Annotated in this window: 13 protein-coding genes; 7 read left to right on the top strand and 6 right to left on the bottom strand. The window is 61.5% G+C overall.

Annotation, left to right across the window (positions count from 1 at the left end; all coding sequences use genetic code 11):
• Positions 1–66 precede the first annotated feature (66 nt).
• The 3 genes from GSQ92_RS02600 to GSQ92_RS02590 all read left to right on the top strand — a co-directional run bounded on the left by GSQ92_RS02600 (position 67) and on the right by GSQ92_RS02590 (position 2,499).
• A complete protein-coding gene (locus GSQ92_RS02600; RefSeq protein ID WP_159012958.1) occupies positions 67–576 on the top strand; it encodes a DUF4142 domain-containing protein in 510 nt (169 codons plus the stop codon).
• A 195-nt stretch (positions 577–771) separates the two neighbouring features.
• Positions 772–2,016: a YsnF/AvaK domain-containing protein gene (locus GSQ92_RS02595; protein ID WP_159012957.1), complete on the top strand. Its 1,245-nt coding sequence runs from the start codon at positions 772–774 to the stop codon at positions 2,014–2,016.
• A gap of 54 nt (positions 2,017–2,070) precedes the next feature.
• Positions 2,071–2,499 carry a YidB family protein gene (locus tag GSQ92_RS02590; protein ID WP_159012956.1) on the top strand — a complete coding sequence of 143 codons (429 nt, stop codon included), beginning with the start codon at positions 2,071–2,073 and terminating at the stop codon, positions 2,497–2,499.
• 158 nt (positions 2,500–2,657) lie between these two features.
• Here GSQ92_RS02590 and GSQ92_RS02585 read toward each other — a convergent pair whose 3' ends face one another.
• The 6 genes from GSQ92_RS02585 to GSQ92_RS02560 all read right to left on the bottom strand — a co-directional run bounded on the left by GSQ92_RS02585 (position 2,658) and on the right by GSQ92_RS02560 (position 10,139).
• Positions 2,658–3,581 (bottom strand): alpha/beta fold hydrolase, encoded by a 924-nt coding sequence (locus tag GSQ92_RS02585; protein ID WP_216856727.1) that lies wholly within the window; start codon positions 3,579–3,581, stop codon positions 2,658–2,660.
• 171 nt (positions 3,582–3,752) lie between these two features.
• On the bottom strand, positions 3,753–4,784 hold the full coding sequence (locus GSQ92_RS02580) for a LacI family DNA-binding transcriptional regulator (RefSeq protein WP_254066541.1): 1,032 nt from the start codon (positions 4,782–4,784) through the stop codon (positions 3,753–3,755).
• Between the two features lie 45 nt (positions 4,785–4,829).
• Positions 4,830–5,834, bottom strand: a complete 1,005-nt coding sequence (locus tag GSQ92_RS02575; protein WP_158804064.1) for a rhamnose ABC transporter substrate-binding protein — start codon at positions 5,832–5,834, stop codon at positions 4,830–4,832.
• Between the two features lie 25 nt (positions 5,835–5,859).
• Positions 5,860–6,855 (bottom strand): ABC transporter permease, encoded by a 996-nt coding sequence (locus GSQ92_RS02570; RefSeq protein ID WP_216856726.1) that lies wholly within the window; start codon positions 6,853–6,855, stop codon positions 5,860–5,862.
• Complete coding sequence (locus GSQ92_RS02565; protein WP_159012954.1) at positions 6,852–9,377, bottom strand: ATP-binding cassette domain-containing protein; 2,526 nt, start codon at positions 9,375–9,377, stop codon at positions 6,852–6,854. Before GSQ92_RS02565 ends, GSQ92_RS02570 begins: the two co-directional genes overlap by 4 nt.
• Before the next feature lie 252 nt (positions 9,378–9,629).
• The gene (locus tag GSQ92_RS02560) at positions 9,630–10,139 is read right to left on the bottom strand and encodes a hypothetical protein (RefSeq protein WP_158804067.1); all 510 of its coding nucleotides are present in this window, start codon (positions 10,137–10,139) and stop codon (positions 9,630–9,632) included.
• A gap of 423 nt (positions 10,140–10,562) precedes the next feature.
• On the opposite strand from GSQ92_RS02560, the gene efeU reads away from it, so the two are divergent.
• From efeU to GSQ92_RS02540, 4 genes are all read left to right on the top strand, one after another.
• Positions 10,563–12,167 carry an iron uptake transporter permease EfeU gene (efeU, locus tag GSQ92_RS02555; protein ID WP_159012953.1) on the top strand — a complete coding sequence of 535 codons (1,605 nt, stop codon included), beginning with the start codon at positions 10,563–10,565 and terminating at the stop codon, positions 12,165–12,167.
• A 9-nt stretch (positions 12,168–12,176) separates the two neighbouring features.
• Positions 12,177–13,397, top strand: coding sequence for an iron uptake system protein EfeO (gene efeO / locus GSQ92_RS02550; RefSeq protein ID WP_158804069.1), 1,221 nt, complete (start codon positions 12,177–12,179; stop codon positions 13,395–13,397).
• Entirely contained in the window at positions 13,397–14,653 is a 1,257-nt protein-coding gene (locus tag GSQ92_RS02545; RefSeq protein WP_158804070.1) for a Dyp-type peroxidase, read from the top strand. The genes efeO and GSQ92_RS02545 overlap by 1 nt, the downstream gene beginning before the upstream one ends.
• Before the next feature lie 549 nt (positions 14,654–15,202).
• Positions 15,203–16,867, top strand: coding sequence for an ABC transporter substrate-binding protein (locus tag GSQ92_RS02540; RefSeq protein WP_159012952.1), 1,665 nt, complete (start codon positions 15,203–15,205; stop codon positions 16,865–16,867).

Here is a 16,867-nt window from a genome sequence, read left to right as displayed (position 1 = left end):
TCCCGCGCCCAAGCTTCTCACTCGCCTCCAGCCTGTTAGGGGCGTTCACTCAAGGATATTGTTCACGTGAAAAGCTCGATCGTCCTCGGCGCTTCTATTTTATTTCTCCCACTGGCCGCGATGGCCGCGAACCCGGCGGTATCCGCTCAGGACAAAATCTTCGTGCAGCAGGCTGCGATCGGGGGCTTGGCAGAGGTTCAGGAAGGACAGTTGGCCACCGCACAGGCCGGCTCAGCGTCCGTCAAGCAATTCGGCCAGCAGATGATCGAGCAGCACACCCCGAACAATCAGGCGCTCGCCGCACTCGCGAAGGAAAAGGGCCTCGCTGTGCCCGCGACGACGGATGCGGCGCATATGGCCGATGCCGCTGCGCTGAAGAACACCGCCGGCACAGCCTTCGATGCCGCCTATATCGATGGACAGATAGCCGGCCACAAACAGATGGAGCAGGTCATGCAGACCGAAATCCAAAATGGCAGCGATAGCGACCTGAAAGCTTTCGCGGAGAAGACACTGCCGGTCGTACAGGATCACTTGAAAATGGCACAGCAGCTTCAGACTCAGGCGAAAAGCTAGTCCCAATCCGACAGAATCATCGGCGGCCGCCTGGTCACGATTTAGTCTGCCGGCACATATAACGCGAGCGTGTCCCGCGGATTCCGATGTTTGTATGTGCCCAACCCCATGTCAGCTTTTCAGTTTGGACGAAAGACCCATGGCAGAGTTGCATATTTCGTGACCAGGCACTCCGACGACGCGGAAGTCATTCTGATGCTCGAAGAGCAGCTTCGTGTCGTCAAACAGCAGATTGAAACAGGCCGCGTTCGAGTTCGGATCGTGACGGAGACAGACACGACTATTGCCAATGCGGAGCTGCAATCCGAGAGTTTTGAGGTCGAACGTATTCCGATCGGCCGTCATATCTCGGATTTTCCTGAAATTGTCGATGACGGAGATACCATGATCGTCCCCGTGATCGAAGAGGTCCTTGTCGTTGAGAAGCGCTTGATCCTGAAAGAGGAATTGCATATCCGGCGCTTGCGCTCGTCCAAAACAATAGAGCAGCCGGTGGTTTTGCGTCGCCAGCGCGCGGAGGTCGAACGTCTGCCCGCGCTGGAGCGGAGTTCAACAGGTTACAATCATTCGACTCAGAAGGAATCAACCGGAATGCCGCAACTGATCACCGCCATGTTTAAGCACCGCGCTGACGCGGAAATTGCTAAGGTCGACCTCGAAACCGAGCTGCAGCTTCCTGCGGGCGCTGTTGAGCTACACGCGCAAGAGGCAGCCACGGTTACGACGACGACATCGCAGGACACGGGCATCCTCGCGGGACTGCGCAATCTATTCGTTCCTGAAGAAGACAGGTCCGCCTATGCGGCGGGCATTCAACGCGGCGCCGTTTTGGTGTCAGCGGAGATCGACGAATCACATATTAATCGCGCCTATGAAATACTGGACCGCGACGGCGCCGTCGATCTGGACCAGCAGCAGAGCGAGTGGTCGCAAAGCGATCGGACTGTAGCTGGAAGCGCAGCGATGACCTCGTCCTCAAGGGCGAGCGGAATCGATGTATCGCCGCCGCCGGCACCAATGGCGACAAGCGGGCGCGTCGGTGAGGAAATTATCCCAATTGTCGAGGAGCGCCTCCGCGTCGGCAAGCGAGACGTTGAGCGTGGTCGCGTTCGCGTGCGCAGCTATATCGTGGAGACGCCGGTTGAAGAACAAGTCACTCTGCGGAGCGAGCACGTCGAGCTCGAGCGCCGGCCGGTGGATCGGGAGTTGACAGCGGCGGACGTAGACCTCTTCCGCGAGCGTGTAATTGAGGCGACCGAGACTGCCGAGGAAGCTGTGATTGCAAAAGATGTGCGGGTTAAGGAAGAGCTTGTTCTTAGAAAGGATGTCGTCGAGAACGTAGAGACTGTTCGCGACACCGTCCGGCGCACCGAAGTTGAGGTCGAGGACAATGTGACCCGCGAGGGTCACTCGGCCGCCGCGCTGAAAACTCGGGTCTGATTCACGAGCAGGCGAGGCTTCTGAAGGCCTCGCCCGCCAAATGGAGCAATAATTATGGGTCTTCTAGATTCGGTGATCGGCGGGCTTATGAGTGGCTCCGGCGGCGCTTCGTCTCCGATGGCTGGGGTGCTGATGAACCTGCTCGGCGGAGGGCAGGGAACCGCGTTGCCCGGCCAGGCAACGGGCAATCAAATCACGGGGCAGGGACAGAGTTCCGCGGGCGGGTTGAGCGGTCTATTGTCGGCGTTTGAGCAGGCCGGGCTTGGTCAAGTCGCTCAGTCCTGGGTGGGCAGCGGGCCTAATCAATCGGTGTCGCCGCAACAGCTTCAAAATGTCTTCGGCCAGGGTCAGGTGCAGAGCATGGCAAGCCAGGCTGGCATGGAGCCCAACCGTTTCCTTGCCCAACTTGCACAGCATCTGCCGAATGCGGTGGATAGTGTAACACCCGACGGTCGCCTGCCGGAGGGGACGGTATCAGTCTGAGGCAATTCCGGCTGGGTCTAAATCGCCGTCACAGTTCGGCAGCTCGCAGACGTTGCGCACGCGAGGGTCAGATGAACTGCGGCGCGGGAGACGTCACATCCAACCTTGGCGACCTATTGGCACCACCTGAGGGTGTAACATCTCCGCTCGTTCGACTTTCAGATGCGCGGGTTGTCGTAGAAATCGATGATGGCGGGCAGCACTTGGTCCGGTGCTTCCAAAGTGGGGCTATGACCGATCTTCGTGAGCCGAAATAGCTTGGCGTTCGGTAATTCGCGCGCCATCTCGTCTGACCATGCGGGTGGACGTGGCAGGTCTTCCTCGCCGTTGAAAATCAGGACGGGGATCTTGATTCCCGGCAACAGCGGCACGGAGCTGCCGCGCTCCATGACGCCGCTCATGGCAGGACGCAGCGCCTTCGGCAGAGCAGCGATCTTGCCGCGCCAATACTCCATCAATTCCTTCTTTGCGGGGTCGCTTCGCGTCGTCACGCCAAACATGATGGCCATCGTTGTATCCAACACATGGCCGGTGAAGCCTTCGTTCCCGGCATCGATCACCCATTGCCGGAATTCGGCCAGCTGACCTGGCGGCTCGGAGCAGGCCGATGAACCTGCTACAATGAGCGAACGGAAGAGATCCGGCCGGCGGGCGACTAGGCGAAACGCGACATCGCCACCCATGGACTGCGCCATGATGTTAATGGACTTCAGTCCCATTGCCTCAATGAGCGCTTCCATGTCCTCAGCGCATTTTTCCATCGTAATGATGTCGACCGTGTCGAGTGCGCTTTTGCCCTGGCCGCGAAAATCAGGCCTTACCACACGGAACTTCCCATCGGCTGCGGAAACGAGGCCATCGAACATGGTGCCGTCGAGAAAGCAGGAATGCAGGCAAAGTATAACAGGGAGATTGGCCTCGCCCGTATCGGCGACCCAGAGACTGGTGCCGTTGATATCCCTGAATGTGCCCGATTGGGCTTTAGTGTTTGACATGGTTGGTCTCCCCGAATGTGGCGCGAGTTGCCCTCGCTGTTCAGCCAGCAGAATCGATGCAGTTCCTGATGGTTTCAGGGACTCCAAGGGCTGCGTCCGAGGCTTATTGCTCGCCGTCTAACTGGCGACAGGCGGAGCACCTCGGTCGCTGGTTCGTTATCAAAGATGCGTCCAGTCTTGTCAACAATCCGGTTGACCGCAGTGGCGCAAGAATGCTCAATTGCCTGGACTGTCGGCGGCCGATTTTCAGTCCCCGTCCTAACTTGGAGCACACCCGCACGAGGCGCGGATGACGAGCTTAGGGGAGAGCCTGATCGTCTGGGGCACCTTCGCCGGATCGTTGAAACGCCGCATTAGCAGATCGACGGCGATACGGCCAAGCTCTTGGGCTGGCTGCGCCATTACCGTCAGTGGCGGCGAGGAAAATTCGGCCCAGTCGAAGTCATCGAACCCCACCAACGCGATATCCTCGGGAACGCGGAGACCAGCCTCTCGAAGCGCGCGTAGAGTTCCGATGGTCATGAGATTGTTTCCGCTGATGATGGCCGTTGGGCGCTCGCCACGGCCAAGCAACCGATGTGCCGCTGCCCGTCCCTCAGCGACGGACGAGTCTCCGTTTGCGACGAGGTCGATCTCCGCCGGCAGCGACGCCGTCGCCAGCCCGCGGTGATATCCCTCGAGCCGCTCGCTGCTCGTCAAAAGGCTCGCTCGTCCGGCAATAAAACCAATGCGCCTATGGCCATGCGAAGCGAGATGCAGGACGAGTTCCGCCGTCGCCTCCAGGTTTTCAGCGCCCACTTGATCAAAGTCCTCATTGGCAACGCGATCGATCAAGACAGTGGGCACCTTGTTCGATCTCAGAAAGCCGAGAATATCAGTGTCTCCATCCGAGACAGGCGCAAGGACAATCCCATCGACCCGCCGCCGGTAGAATTCCCGAACGACCTGTAGCTGATGCATCGGATCGTCATGCGTGTCAGATAGGAACATCATCAGGTTCCTCTTGCTGCACGCGACTTCCACCGCGCTGATGACATCGCTGAAGTAGTGGTTGCTGATCGCGGAGACCGCCACACCGATCGTGCTCGATGCCGCGCCAGCCAGGGACCGGGCCACAAAATTCTGCGTGTATCCCGTGGCCCTGATCGCGTCCTCAACGGCTGCGACCGTCGGGGCGTTAACAGCCCGCGTCCGGTTCAGGACGTGGGACACGGTCGCGGTCGATACTCCCGCGAGCCGTGCTACATCCGCCATCGTCGTCACGACACGGCCCTTCGCTCTAGACCTCATGCAATGGATCTCAAGCGACAAAAACCAGGCCGGTCCTAGCCGGAGTCAGAACTTAAACTGATCGACGTTCTGCGGCGTCACGATTTGGGCCGGCCCCAGAATGACCTCCCCGTCTTTCCCAACCGCGAATGTCCCCAACCGGCCCGCCGCGAATTTCTGGCCAGCGGTTCCGTTAATTTTGCACTCGGCGAGCGCTTGGGCCGCGTAATATGTCAGATAGCCAAGGTCACTGACATTCCACCAAATGTCCTGCGACTGTCCGGCCACGATATACTTCTTGATCAACGTGGCGGGTGCCAGCCCCGTCAGCTTTATGTGGCTAAGCTCCCCCGCCTGCTCGAGCGCGCGAGCTGCTGCGGGCAATCCGATCCCAGCCGGAACAATGATCCCCTTGAGATGAGGAAATGCCTGCACGAGGCCGAGCGCTTGTTGCTGGTTGATCTGCTCGCTTTCCTCACCATAGGCGACCTGAACCAGCTTCATCTTGGAATATTTGGGATCCGACGCAAGGCGGGACTTCATCAGCGCGACCCAGGCGTTCTGGTTGGTCGCGGTCGGCGTCGATGACAGAATCGCGAAATCGCCGTCATAGCCGATCATCTCACCCATGCTTTGCAGCATCATCTCGGCCAGGCTATCGCCCTTGGCCTGATTGATGAAAAGCGTCCGGGCGTCCGCAGCGACGTCACTGTCATAGGAGAGCACCCGAACGCCGTGCTTTCTCGCACGTTTCAGAGCAGGCGCGAGCGCGTTCGCATCCGTTCCCGAGATGGCGATGACCTTCACGCCCTGACTAACCAGGTTGTTGATGAACTGAATCTGCGCCTCGGCGGTGGCCTGGGATGGCGCCTCCTGCACGAAGGTTCCGCCAATTTCCTTCTGCGCGTCCAGAGCGCCCTGTCGGGCGACCTGAAAGTATGGATCGGTGTCGAGCTTGGGAAGGAAGCCCACCTTCACCGGCGAAGTCGCACAGGTCTGAGCCTGCGCGACGCCACATGCCGTGAGAAGGGTTAGGACAGCCGCGCTTGCGAGGCTAATTTTCTTGGACATAACGTTACCCCTTTTCCTGTTGTTTTCAGACCTTGCGCATCCGCCCCAATCCGGGGAGCGTCGCGAAGATCGCTTTCGCGGACTTGCTGGCAAGCAGAGACACGATCAGCAGTGACCCGACGACCGTGCCCTGGGCATCACCGCCAATGAGGCTCAGTCCGAGAACATTACGGATGAGCGCCACAAGCACCAACGCCCAGAAAGCACCCAGCAGCCGGCCGCTGCCGCCGAAGACACTCACGCCGCCCAGCAGCACGATCGTTATCACGTCGAGCTCAAATCCCAAGGCATTGTCCGCGCGGGCGTTAGACAGTCTCGCGGTGAAAACGATACCCGCCAAAGCACACATCGCGCCGGAGGCGATGAACAGCTGCATGCGGATCCGGGTCATGTTGATGCCTGAGTAGCGCGCAGTCTCCGGGTTGCCGCCAATCGCGAAGACTCTGCGACCAAGGACGCCATGATGCAGCACCACGCCGAAGATCGGTGCGGCGATGAGGAACGGAACAATTGTCCAAGGAAGACTGCTGAGGACCGGCAGAGTATCGGAAAGCGTATCATTGCCGAAGTTGACGAGGGCGCTTGGCAATGTGTTTACGGAGCCTGCTCCGATAAGCATGTAAGCGACGCCCCGGAACATTGCCAGTGTCCCGAGCGTGGCAACCAGAGACGGTAGACCTAGACGCGTGACCAGCAGGCCATTGAAGGCGCCGCATAAGGCACCGGCGATGAGCGTCAAAGGGACAGCGACCGAGAGCGGCATGCCGTGCTGAAGCAGTAGCCCGAATATCACGCTGCTAAGGGCAAGCGTGCTGGCGACGGACAAATCTATTTCGCGAGCGACGATCAGGAGAACCATGGGCAGCACGATCAGCGCCTTTTCCGACATTCCCGCGATCGCTTGAGAAATGTTGAAGGACGTCGTGAAACCCGGGATCGCGCATGCCGCGTAGACGGCAAGCACGACCGTAATGCCGCCCAGGAAGGTTTCCCAGGTTGCGAAGCCCCTTAGGGTCGTCACCGGGATGCACCGGCTGCTCGCCGCGCGACGAAAGTATCGATCGTCACGGCGACGACGATGACGAGCCCGTAGACGCCCTGTAGCCATAACGGATCGATCCGCACCAGCGTCAGGCCATTTCGGATCACCAGCAGGAGAAGCGCCCCGAGTGCTATGCCGAGCACGCTGCCCGATCCCCCGCGGATGGCAACACCACCGACGACCACGGCCGCGACGACAGTCAATTCGAACCCGGTCGCCACACGCGCATCCACTGTCGCGTAACGGGAGGCCCAAAGCGCCCCGTCAAAGCCCGCCAAGAGCCCTGCAACAGCGAAGGCACCCAAACGGCGGCGGCGAACACGGATGCCGATCAAGGCCGCGGCATCGGGGTTGGAGCCGATCGCAAACAATTCCCGCCCGATGGGCGTGCGGGTTAGCACCAAACCCGCCGCAAGCATCACCACCACCGCGATCAGAACCACAGCCGGCATGGCGAGAATGTTGAGGCTGGTCAGATCCAACCAGGATGCCGGCACCTGGTCCGCACTGATTTGGCGGCCACCCGCCCAGATGCTGACAATCCCGCGGTAGACCGACAATGTTCCCAAAGTGACAACGATAGCGGGCACAGCCCCGCGTGTGATGACGAGACCGTTGATCAGACCACAGATCAGACCGAGGCCGCTGGCGATCCCAATGCCAGCGCCAACGCCAAGACCGGGTTCGGCTTGCATCAGGCTGGCAGCGCCGTAAGCGGACAGACCAATGACGGATGCCACGGATAGATCGATGCCGCGCGTTACCATCACCAGCATTTGCGCTACCGCGACCACCGCCAACAACGCCGCATCCATGGAAATCGAGAGCAGGTTCGCCGGACTCAGCATGCGGGGGTTGATGGCGGCAACCGGTAGAACCACGGCGGCAATCGCCACAACTAGGCCCGCCTCTCGCCGTCGCCACCACGATGCCGTCAACTTCGCATGCGAGGCTGATTCTCCTGCATCGCCATGGGTGACCGCCGAAACAGGCCCGGTGGCGGCGCGAAGTACCGCTTCCTGACTGGCCTCGGCACGGTTGAGTTCGGCCGCGAAGCTGCCTTCGCGCATGACCAGAATGCGGTCCGACATACCGAGCAGTTCCGGTAACTCGGACGATATCAGGATGATGGCCATGCCGCTCTGGGCGAGCGCGGCGATCATGGCATGCACCTCGGCCTTGCTGCCGACATCGATCCCTTGCGTGGGTTCGTCGAGGATGAGGATCTTAGGTTCCGTGGCCAGCCATTTCGACAGAACGACTTTCTGCTGATTGCCTCCTGAGAGGGCACGCACCGGCTGGTCGTAAGACGCGAAACGCAGGCGTAGCCGGTCCAGATGCGGGCGCACCAAGGCGAGTTCGCGTACCCGGCTCATCAGGCCGCCTCGCGTGGTCTTGTCCGCGACCGCGAGTGACGCATTGAACAAGATGGCCGTATCCATCACGAGACTCTGGCCGAGCCGATCCTCCGACACATAGGCTATGCCATGTCGCATCGCCTCCGCGGCAGAGCGCAGGTGCAGTTCATGGCCGCTAAGGCGGATCACGCCACTATCCGCTTTGTCGATGCCGAAAAGCACACGGGCGATCTCCGTGCGTCCGCTTCCGACGAGGCCGCCGAAACCCAGAATCTCGCCGGCACGCACATGAAAACTCATGTCGCGAAAGGTTTGGCCGCGGGACAGCCCTTCCACCTCCAGAAGCACCGCGCCGGGCGTGTTGTTCAGCTCAGGATACAGTGTCGAAAGCGTGCGCCCGATCATGAGGCTGACCGCTCGGTCCCGTGTCATGGCAGCCGCAGGTTCTGTGGCTATCAGACGGCCGTCGCGGAGAACGGTGATGCGGTCGGCGATCTGGAAGATCTCGTCCATGCGGTGCCCGACGAACATCATCGCGGTGCCCCGGCTGCGGAGAACCTCCACCAGGGAAAAAAGACGATCCACCTCGCGCTGGGAAAGTGCTGCCGTAGGTTCGTCCATGATCAGAACACGCGCTTCTTGGGATAGCGCGCGCGCAACCTCGACGAGTTGTTGCTCTGAAATCCTCAGGCGTCCGACCAAAGTCGAGGGGGCGCACGATAGTCCGACCGAGGCCAGCAGTTCGGCCGTCGCCGTCTCCATCCCTCTGGCGTCGATGAGCGGTCCGTGGCGCGGCATCCTGCCAAGGAAAATGTTTTCCGCGACCGACAGGTCGGGAAAAAGCCCCGGATGTTGGTGCATCACGGCAATGCCGTGTTCCTGAGCGTCGAGCGGAGAGCGAAACCTAACCCGCCTGCCGTCGCTGAGCACGCTGCCGCCCGCGTCTGGTTCTATTACGCCAGCCAGCAACTTGACGCATGTGCTCTTCCCGGCGCCGTTCTCACCCAGCAGCGCAAGTACTTCACCCGCCCGCAAGGCGAACGACACATCCCGGACAGCCGCGATGCCTCCAAAAGTCTTGGTCACATTGATTAGGGCGGCCGGACTGTTCTCATCCCCGGATGGGCCGTCGGCCTGTAGCATTGGGGGCGTTTCTCCCGGTTGCCGCGCCTTCTCCGGGCGCCTTTCCTATCTAAACACTCTAGCCGACTGCCACGCAAGCGCTTACGTCGCGTTCTCGATGCCATCCGGCAGTCCTGCGACCAGCGAACTTAAGCCATCGCCAATGTTTAGGCAGGTGCGAACTCTAAACGATATAACCGTCGAAGGGCATTTGCCGCTTCGCTCAGAGCAGACTTCGCGCGCGGGTCGAGAGCCTTCCGATCCCCGTCTTGATCAGCGCAGAGCCTGCAGAAGCTCGGCCTTCTTCATCCGCGAGCGGCCGGTAACGCCCTGCGCCGCCGCCCGCTTCAACAATTCGGCCCGCGTCATGGCGGCGAGGCCAGCTTCACCGAGCCGGGTCGAGCTGGTCTTCTTTGCTATGTCCTTCGGCTGAGCGGAGAACTGCTTACCCTTCGCGGTATCGGCTCTCTTCTTCACCGTCGTCCGCTTATACTCATCGGTCGTCAGCTTCTCCCTGGCCTTCTTGGGGAGGTAACGCTCGCCGCTGTCCTTCGACTTGGCACCAGACTTCGTGTTCCATTCCTCCTTAGTCCATTGACCGAGGTGGTTGTCCTTGGACTTGGCGCCTTCGTAGCCGCCGCCTTTCGCCTTGTATTCCTGCGTCGCCAACTGCGCTTTGCGAGCCGACCATTGGCCCGCTTTGCCGCCCTTGTCAGCTTTGGTTACCTTTGTCTTGACCCTGTCCCAAAGGTCCTCGTTAGTTTTCTTCGCGACACCGGCCATGTTGGGGTTCTCCTGTTCCTGCAGACTTGGAGGACGGAGGACGGAGTTTCATCCGGTCGCCGAATCACGTTCGCCTCATACCGCCACCCGCAGCGGCACTACGATTTGAGGGTGGAACCCTAGGGCCGTCCGGTGGAAAACGGGGCTGTTTGACCATATGTCCCAATGAGGTGTTGCGTCGCCCAGCCGGCCCCGAAGGCGGCTGCTGTTACAATCGAGCAAGATTTGCAAATGCGAATAAGTCGCATTATACGGCCCCCGTTGCGACGAGAGGTGGCGGGAGGTGCGGAGCGCTTGGTGCAGTCCTACTGACAACGAGGCCATAGGCTTTGCTTCCCGAGAGGGCGCGAGGTTCCTGGTGGCCAAGCCCGTCGCCGCCAGCCAGTCAGCGGGCGGCGCCCACTCATTGTCCTGGAAGGCGATATGCTCGCGACGCTCGTAATCGGTCTGCGCGAAGGGCTTGAGGCGGCGCTGATCGTTGGGATCATCGCCGCCTTCCTGCGCAAGAACGGCAAGAGCCTCACCGCCATGTGGCTAGGCGTGGGCCTAGCGGTTCTGCTGTCGATCGCGGTGGGTGTCGGCCTTGATCTGGTCGAGCAGGCGCTGCCGCAAGCCAGCCAGGAAGGCATGGAGTCCGTCATCGGCGGCATCGCCGTCTTCTTCGTCACCGGCATGATCGTCTGGATGAACGCCCATGCCGGCGGCATGAAGCGAGGGCTGGAGGCGGAGGCGGCCCAGGCACTCGGTCGCGGCAGCGCCTATGCCCTGGCCGTAATGGCGTTCCTGGCGGTGCTGAAGGAGGGCTTCGAGACCGCGGTCTTTCTGCTGGCGACCTTCTCGGCGGCCCAGTCCGCGGCACTTGCCGCCACAGGTGCTGTGATCGGTGTGCTGCTCGCCGTGGTGATCGGCTGGGGCATCTATATCGGGGGGGTCAAGATCAACCTGTCCCGGTTCTTCCGCTTCACCGGCGCCTTCCTCATCCTGGTCGCGGCGGGGTTGGTGATCACGGCCTTGCGAACCGCGCACGAGGCAGGGTGGGTAAATGCCGGGCAGCAGCCCACGGTGAGCCTCTCCTGGCTGGTGGCGCCGGGCACGATCCAATCCGCAATGATCACGGGGGTCCTTGGCATTCCGGCCGATCCGCGGTTGATCGAGGTGCTCGGCTGGTTCGCCTACCTGGTGCCGATCGCGCTTTTTGTCTTCTGGCCCGCGGCTCGCCGGCCGCGGCGGCATGCGGTGGTGCGGTTGCAATTTACGATCGCCGCCGCGTTGGCGGTGATCGCGGTTGCGATGGCGATCGCCATCCCTACGCCGCGGCCACAGCTTTCCGGAAAGGCAATGATCGTCGAGGCCACGGGCTCGGACCAGACCGATATTGGCAGCGCCCGGCTGAGCGATAGCGCGCCCGCGACCGTGCAGATCTCTCTCAAGGGCACGACGCCGAGCACAGTGTCATTGCCCCCCGGCGACGCGCGTCACGAGCAGCATGAGGGCATCGCTGCCTCGGCCTGGACGCTGACGGAGATCAGTGTGCCCCCCAAGGCGCCAGCCACGCTGACGCTGGATCAGGTCATCGCCCTCTCCGGCGGCCGCGTGCCGGTGGGTCTGAATCCGCAGCGGCATCCGGGGCCGTTTGCCGCCGACTGGTCGACCCATGCGACCACCGAAGTCTGGACCGCCGATGGCGTGCTGCTGGACGCGACGGCGCATGCCACGACCATCGTGAGCCTATCCGACAGTGGATTGCTAGCGCCGCGCACGCTGACCGCCGCCAGCGCCCTGCCAGGCGACTGGCAGTTGTCGAACGATTACCTCGATCAGGCCGCCGCCGCACTCAATGCGGTCGCGTTGGCCCGTACGGAACGGCTGCTCTGGGCGGTCCAGCTGCCCTTAGTGCTTGGCTTCGCGGCGCTCCTTCTCGGCGCAATCGCGTGCCGGGGCAGGGGACGGCTGCGCCGCTCGGTCAGGACCGTTTCCGATCAACCCAACCCCCATGTCGGCCGCCGTGCCGGTCACTCGACCCCATAGGAACAGCCCATGCCTCGCAAGACGATGACACGATCCCTTCTCGGAGCGACCGGATTAGCGGCCCTTCTGGGTCTCGCGCCCCAAGCTTTCGCGGGAATGGAAAGCAACGCGGTGGCGCCTGTGAAGAACGGCGCCTCGCAGGTCTGGGTCACGCTGACCGGTGACGATGGCGGCACCTGCGTCGTGCATCACTCGGTCGCGAAGGCCGGCCCGGTGACCTTCACGGTGATCAACAAGACCGCGACGGCCATTACCGAGGTCGAGCTGCTGAGCAACAACCGGATCATCGGCGAGAAGGAAAACCTTGCCCCCGGCCTGCCGACCGTCAGCCTCACGCTGACCCTTGGCGGCGGGAAGTATCAAATCTATTGCCCGGGTGCGACGAAGGAGCTGCAGGACTTCACCGTGACCGGTAAGGCCGCCGCCGAGCCGGCCGGCACCACGGCCGATATCTTTGCCGAAGGCACCAAAGGCTATGCCGCCTATGTTGATGGCGTCGTCGATGCCATGCTGACCTCGACGGAGCGGTTGAAGGCAGCCATCGACGCTGGGGATCTTGCCAAGGCGCGCGCGGAATACCCGCTGGCGCGGCCCTTCTATGAGCGCATCGAATCCGATGTCGACGGCTTCATCCTTCCGGGCTTCAAGGCTACGGACAACGCTGGCAATCTCGATTATCTGGTCGACATGCGCACCTCCAACCTCGACCCCAAGGTCGGCTGGCACGGCCAGCACGCGCTGGAGCGGGACCTGTTCCAAACCGGCCAGATCACCGACCAGACCAAGCAACTGGCCGCCGAGCTGCTGACCAATGTCGAGCTGCTCGACAAGCTGGTGAAGACTCTGAGCTATAAGCCCGAGGATCTAGCCAACGGTGCCGCCGACCTTCTTGAAGAGGTTCAGAGCACCAAGATCACCGGCGAGGAAGAGCAGTTCAGCCATTTCGATCTCGTCGACTTCGCGGGTAATGTCGAGGGCGCCCAGCAGGCCTTCGCCTTCCTGGCGCCCGGCATGATGAAGATCGATCCCCAGTTGACGGAGCGGGTGAATGCCCAGTTCGCCATCGTGAACAAGCTGCTCGACACCTATCGCGACCCGAGCGTTCCCGGCGGTTACAAGATGTATACGGCGGCGCTGAAGGCATCCGATGGAGCCAAGCTCAGCAAGGCCATTCAGGCTTTGCAGGAGCCGCTGTCGAAGATCGGCGCGAAGGTCGCGACGGCGAGCTGATGACGGACGAGGCTAAACCGGGCGCTCGCCCGGACCGGCTGTCCCGCCGCGGGCTGCTCCTCGGAGCAGCCGTTGGGACCCTCGGCGCTTCCGCGAACTTGACGGCCGCGCGGGCTCAGGGGGCGGATCAGGACGACATCGTCGATCTGGCCCAGGCACACCCTTTCTATGGCGCCGCCGAACAGGCGGGGATCAAGACGCCTCAGCAGCGCTTTACCTTCTACATGACCTTCGACCTCACCTCGCCGCTGCGGTCCGATCTGCAGGTGCTGCTGGCGCGATGGTCGGCGGCGATCGCCCAGTTGATGAAGGGCCAGACCATCGGACAGGTGGAACCGCTCAGCACCGATGCCGTTGGCTTCGATACGGGCGAGGCGCTGAACCTCGGCCCGGCTTCCCTGACCGTCACCGTCGGTCTTGGCCCCAAGGTTTTCAGCGAAAGCTATGGGCTGGCCGGGAAGAAACCCGCGTTGTTGCGCGATCTCATTACACTGCCTAGCGACGCCATGCTGCCCGGGCTAACGGGCGGCGATCTCTCGTTGCAGGTCTGCGCGGATGATCCACAGGTCGCCTATCATGCTGTGCGCGACCTTGCCCGCATCGCCAAGGATTCCGGCACGGCCGCGACGCGCTGGACGGTGATGGGGTTCGGCCGCGCCTCGGCGGGCAAGGGCCAGGCGACGCCGCGCAATCTGATGGGCTTCAAGGACGGCACGCGCAACATCAAGGAAGACGCAGACTTCGAGAAGCACGTGTGGATCAAGGATGCTCCTGCCTGGCAGCGCTATGGCAGCTATCAGGTGGCGCGCAAGATTCAGATGCATATCGAGAACTGGGACACCGACCGCGTCAGCAACCAAAACAGTGTCTTTGGCCGCCACAAGGTTTCCGGCGCACCGCTGACGGGCACGAAGGAATTCGATCCGCCAGATTTCGACAAGACGGATGCGCAGGGAAATCTCGTCATTCCCGCAACCGCGCATATCCGGCTCGCGGCGCATGAAAATAATGGCGGCGTCAAGATTCTCCGCCGATCTTACAACTATACCGACGGCATCAATCAGTTTGGGCTGCTGGACGCCGGGTTGCTGTTCGTTTCCTATCAAAACGACCCGGCGAATTTCGAGCTGTTGCAGACCAAGCTTGGCGCATCCGATGCGCTCAACGAATATATCTCGCATATCGGCTCGGCGGTTTTCTTCGTGCCGCCCGCGCCGCGGGAAGGTTCGTATATCGCCGAGGGCATGTTCGACTGAGAGTGTCGCGGGCACTTCGTCGTGCCGAAGTTAAGAATGGCAGAGATGCTGGGGTTGTATGCGCCGAGCTAGTTCGCCTTCTAGGAGGTGGCGGCCCGCTAGAGATCGATGATCTCATTTCGTACCGTGACCTGGAGATCCGTCATGGCACGCGAAGGCGTGCCATCCACGCCTTACCTTCGTTACATAAGTGAAGGCGTGAATGCTCGGCCTTCGCCGAGCATGACGTGGTGGAAGAGCACAACGAACGAAGGGCCTCCTGCCTTAGAAGGCGCGGCCAAGTGGCCCTATAAATAGCGACGTAGTATCGTTATATTTGGATGGCTTGCGAGAATGATCGTGCAATGCTTAATGTCCGCCGATGTGGCCGTAAAATCTTGGGGCCGGGGAGATTGCAGGTGTGTTTCTTACTGAGCAGCGCGGCGGCCCGTTACCGTGCTGGTCCACGACCCAAATCCTGAGCCGAGCGCCACGAAACGAGCCCCACGCTGTCGGCTTTCGTGTCGCGCCAGACCATTCATCCGATCGCATGAGAGTTGAGTTCGCACCATGACCGAGACATCGAGCGCCAGACCGCCAGCCATCCGCGCATTTTGCAAAGCGCTCAACCTGACTTTGCTCGTGACGCCTCTCGTGGCGGCCTGCGCCCTGCCGGCCTTCGCTTCAGATACGCCGCGCTACGGCGGTACTATCGTGCTCGCGACACTCGCCGAGCCGGTCTGCCTCGATCCGACGGTGGGCGGCGATGTGCCGCAGGACATCATCGCGCATCAGTTTCTCGACAGCCTGATTTCACAGGACGAGGACGGCTCTTACCACCCATGGCTCGCGAAATCCTGGGAGGTGTCCCCCGACGGGCTGCGCTATACCTTCCACCTGCGCAATGATGTGAAGTTCACCGATGGCACGCCGTTTAACGCGGCGGCGGTCAAGGCGAATTTCAACCATTGGTTGGATCCAAAGACGGGATCGGCGAATATCGCGCCCGAGCTGACGGCCTATGCCGGCACTCAGATTGTGGATGACGACACGGCCATTGTGACGCTGAAGACTCCGGTCGCGTTCTTCCTGACCACGCTCGCCAATCCAAGCGCGGGCATCCAGTCGCCGAAAGCGATAGCGCGCGGCAATACCTTGAACTGCGAATCGCCCGTCGGCAGCGGTCCTTTCATCGTGCAGAAATGGGTGCGCGGCAGCGGGATCTTCTTTACGCGCAACGAGAATTACAATTCGCCACCACCGCAGGCGACGCATCACGGTAAAGCCTATGCCGAGAAGGTGGAGTGGCGGATCATCCAGGAGCCGGCGACGCGCTACAACGCGCTGGCCTCAGGCGATGTCGGGGTCATCAACGGCCTGCCGCCGGAAAACTACATTCCGGCGAAGTCGGCCGGCAATGTCACAGTGATCGACGACAGCCAGCCGGGCGTGCCGTGGGAGGTCGATCTCAACACCAAGCGCGCGCCGTTCAACGATCTTCTGGTCCGCCAGGCATTCCGGCATGCGATCAATCCCGCCGTCGCGTTGCGGAGCCTGTTCTTCGGCGCCTACAAGCCGGTTGGCGGGCCGCTATCGCCCGACACGCCTTTTTATGACGCGTCGTTCGAGCACGCCTATCCCTACGACATCGCGACGGCCAACAAACTGCTGGACCAGGCCGGCTGGACGGCGCGGGACAGCGCGGGCTATCGCACCAAGGACGGCAAGCGCCTGACCGTGCATTTCCCCGTCTACGCCAATACCCAGCCCGCCGACGTCGCGTTGTTCGAACAGCTTCAGGCCACCGCGAAGAAGGCCGGTTTCGACGTCAAAATTGAGGAAGCCGATCGCAGCCAGGTCCATAGCCGGCAATATACCTGGGACTACGACCTCTATATCGACTACTGGACCGTCAATACGCCGGGCGCGCTGAAGTTCATCTACGACTCCGAAGGGCTGACCAGCATCGATGGCGGCTACCACAACAACGAAGTCGGCCTGAACAACAAGCATATCGACGAGCTGCTCGATCGCGGCGAGCAGGTTTCCGACCATGCTGAACAGCAGAAGATCTATTCGGATGTCCAGAAATACGTCTCGGACCAAGCGCTTTTCGCGCCACTCTACGTCTATCCGTCGCTGGCTGCCTTCAATACGGACAAGGTGCGCGGTGTGCGGTCCGATTGGTCGGTGCATTCCGTGACGCTGTATGACGCCTGGGTGCCTCAGGGCTGA

Origin of the sequence: Acidisoma sp. S159 (assembly GCF_009766125.1) — a bacterium.
Lineage (GTDB): Bacteria > Pseudomonadota > Alphaproteobacteria > Acetobacterales > Acetobacteraceae > Acidisoma.
This window is presented reverse-complemented; position numbering and strand designations above follow the sequence as displayed.

Coding starts and splice junctions, on each gene's coding strand:
- GSQ92_RS02595 (WP_159012957.1), top strand. CDS start 772: ATGCTCGAAGAGCAGCTTCGTGTCGTCAAACAGCAGATTGAAACAGGC.
- GSQ92_RS02590 (WP_159012956.1), top strand. CDS start 2,071: ATGGGTCTTCTAGATTCGGTGATCGGCGGGCTTATGAGTGGCTCCGGC.
- GSQ92_RS02580 (WP_254066541.1), bottom strand. CDS start 4,784: ATGAGGTCTAGAGCGAAGGGCCGTGTCGTGACGACGATGGCGGATGTA.
- GSQ92_RS02575 (WP_158804064.1), bottom strand. CDS start 5,834: ATGTCCAAGAAAATTAGCCTCGCAAGCGCGGCTGTCCTAACCCTTCTC.
- GSQ92_RS02565 (WP_159012954.1), bottom strand. CDS start 9,377: ATGCTACAGGCCGACGGCCCATCCGGGGATGAGAACAGTCCGGCCGCC.
- GSQ92_RS02560 (WP_158804067.1), bottom strand. CDS start 10,139: ATGGCCGGTGTCGCGAAGAAAACTAACGAGGACCTTTGGGACAGGGTC.
- efeU (WP_159012953.1), top strand. CDS start 10,563: ATGCTCGCGACGCTCGTAATCGGTCTGCGCGAAGGGCTTGAGGCGGCG.
- efeO (WP_158804069.1), top strand. CDS start 12,177: ATGCCTCGCAAGACGATGACACGATCCCTTCTCGGAGCGACCGGATTA.
- GSQ92_RS02545 (WP_158804070.1), top strand. CDS start 13,397: ATGACGGACGAGGCTAAACCGGGCGCTCGCCCGGACCGGCTGTCCCGC.
- GSQ92_RS02540 (WP_159012952.1), top strand. CDS start 15,203: ATGACCGAGACATCGAGCGCCAGACCGCCAGCCATCCGCGCATTTTGC.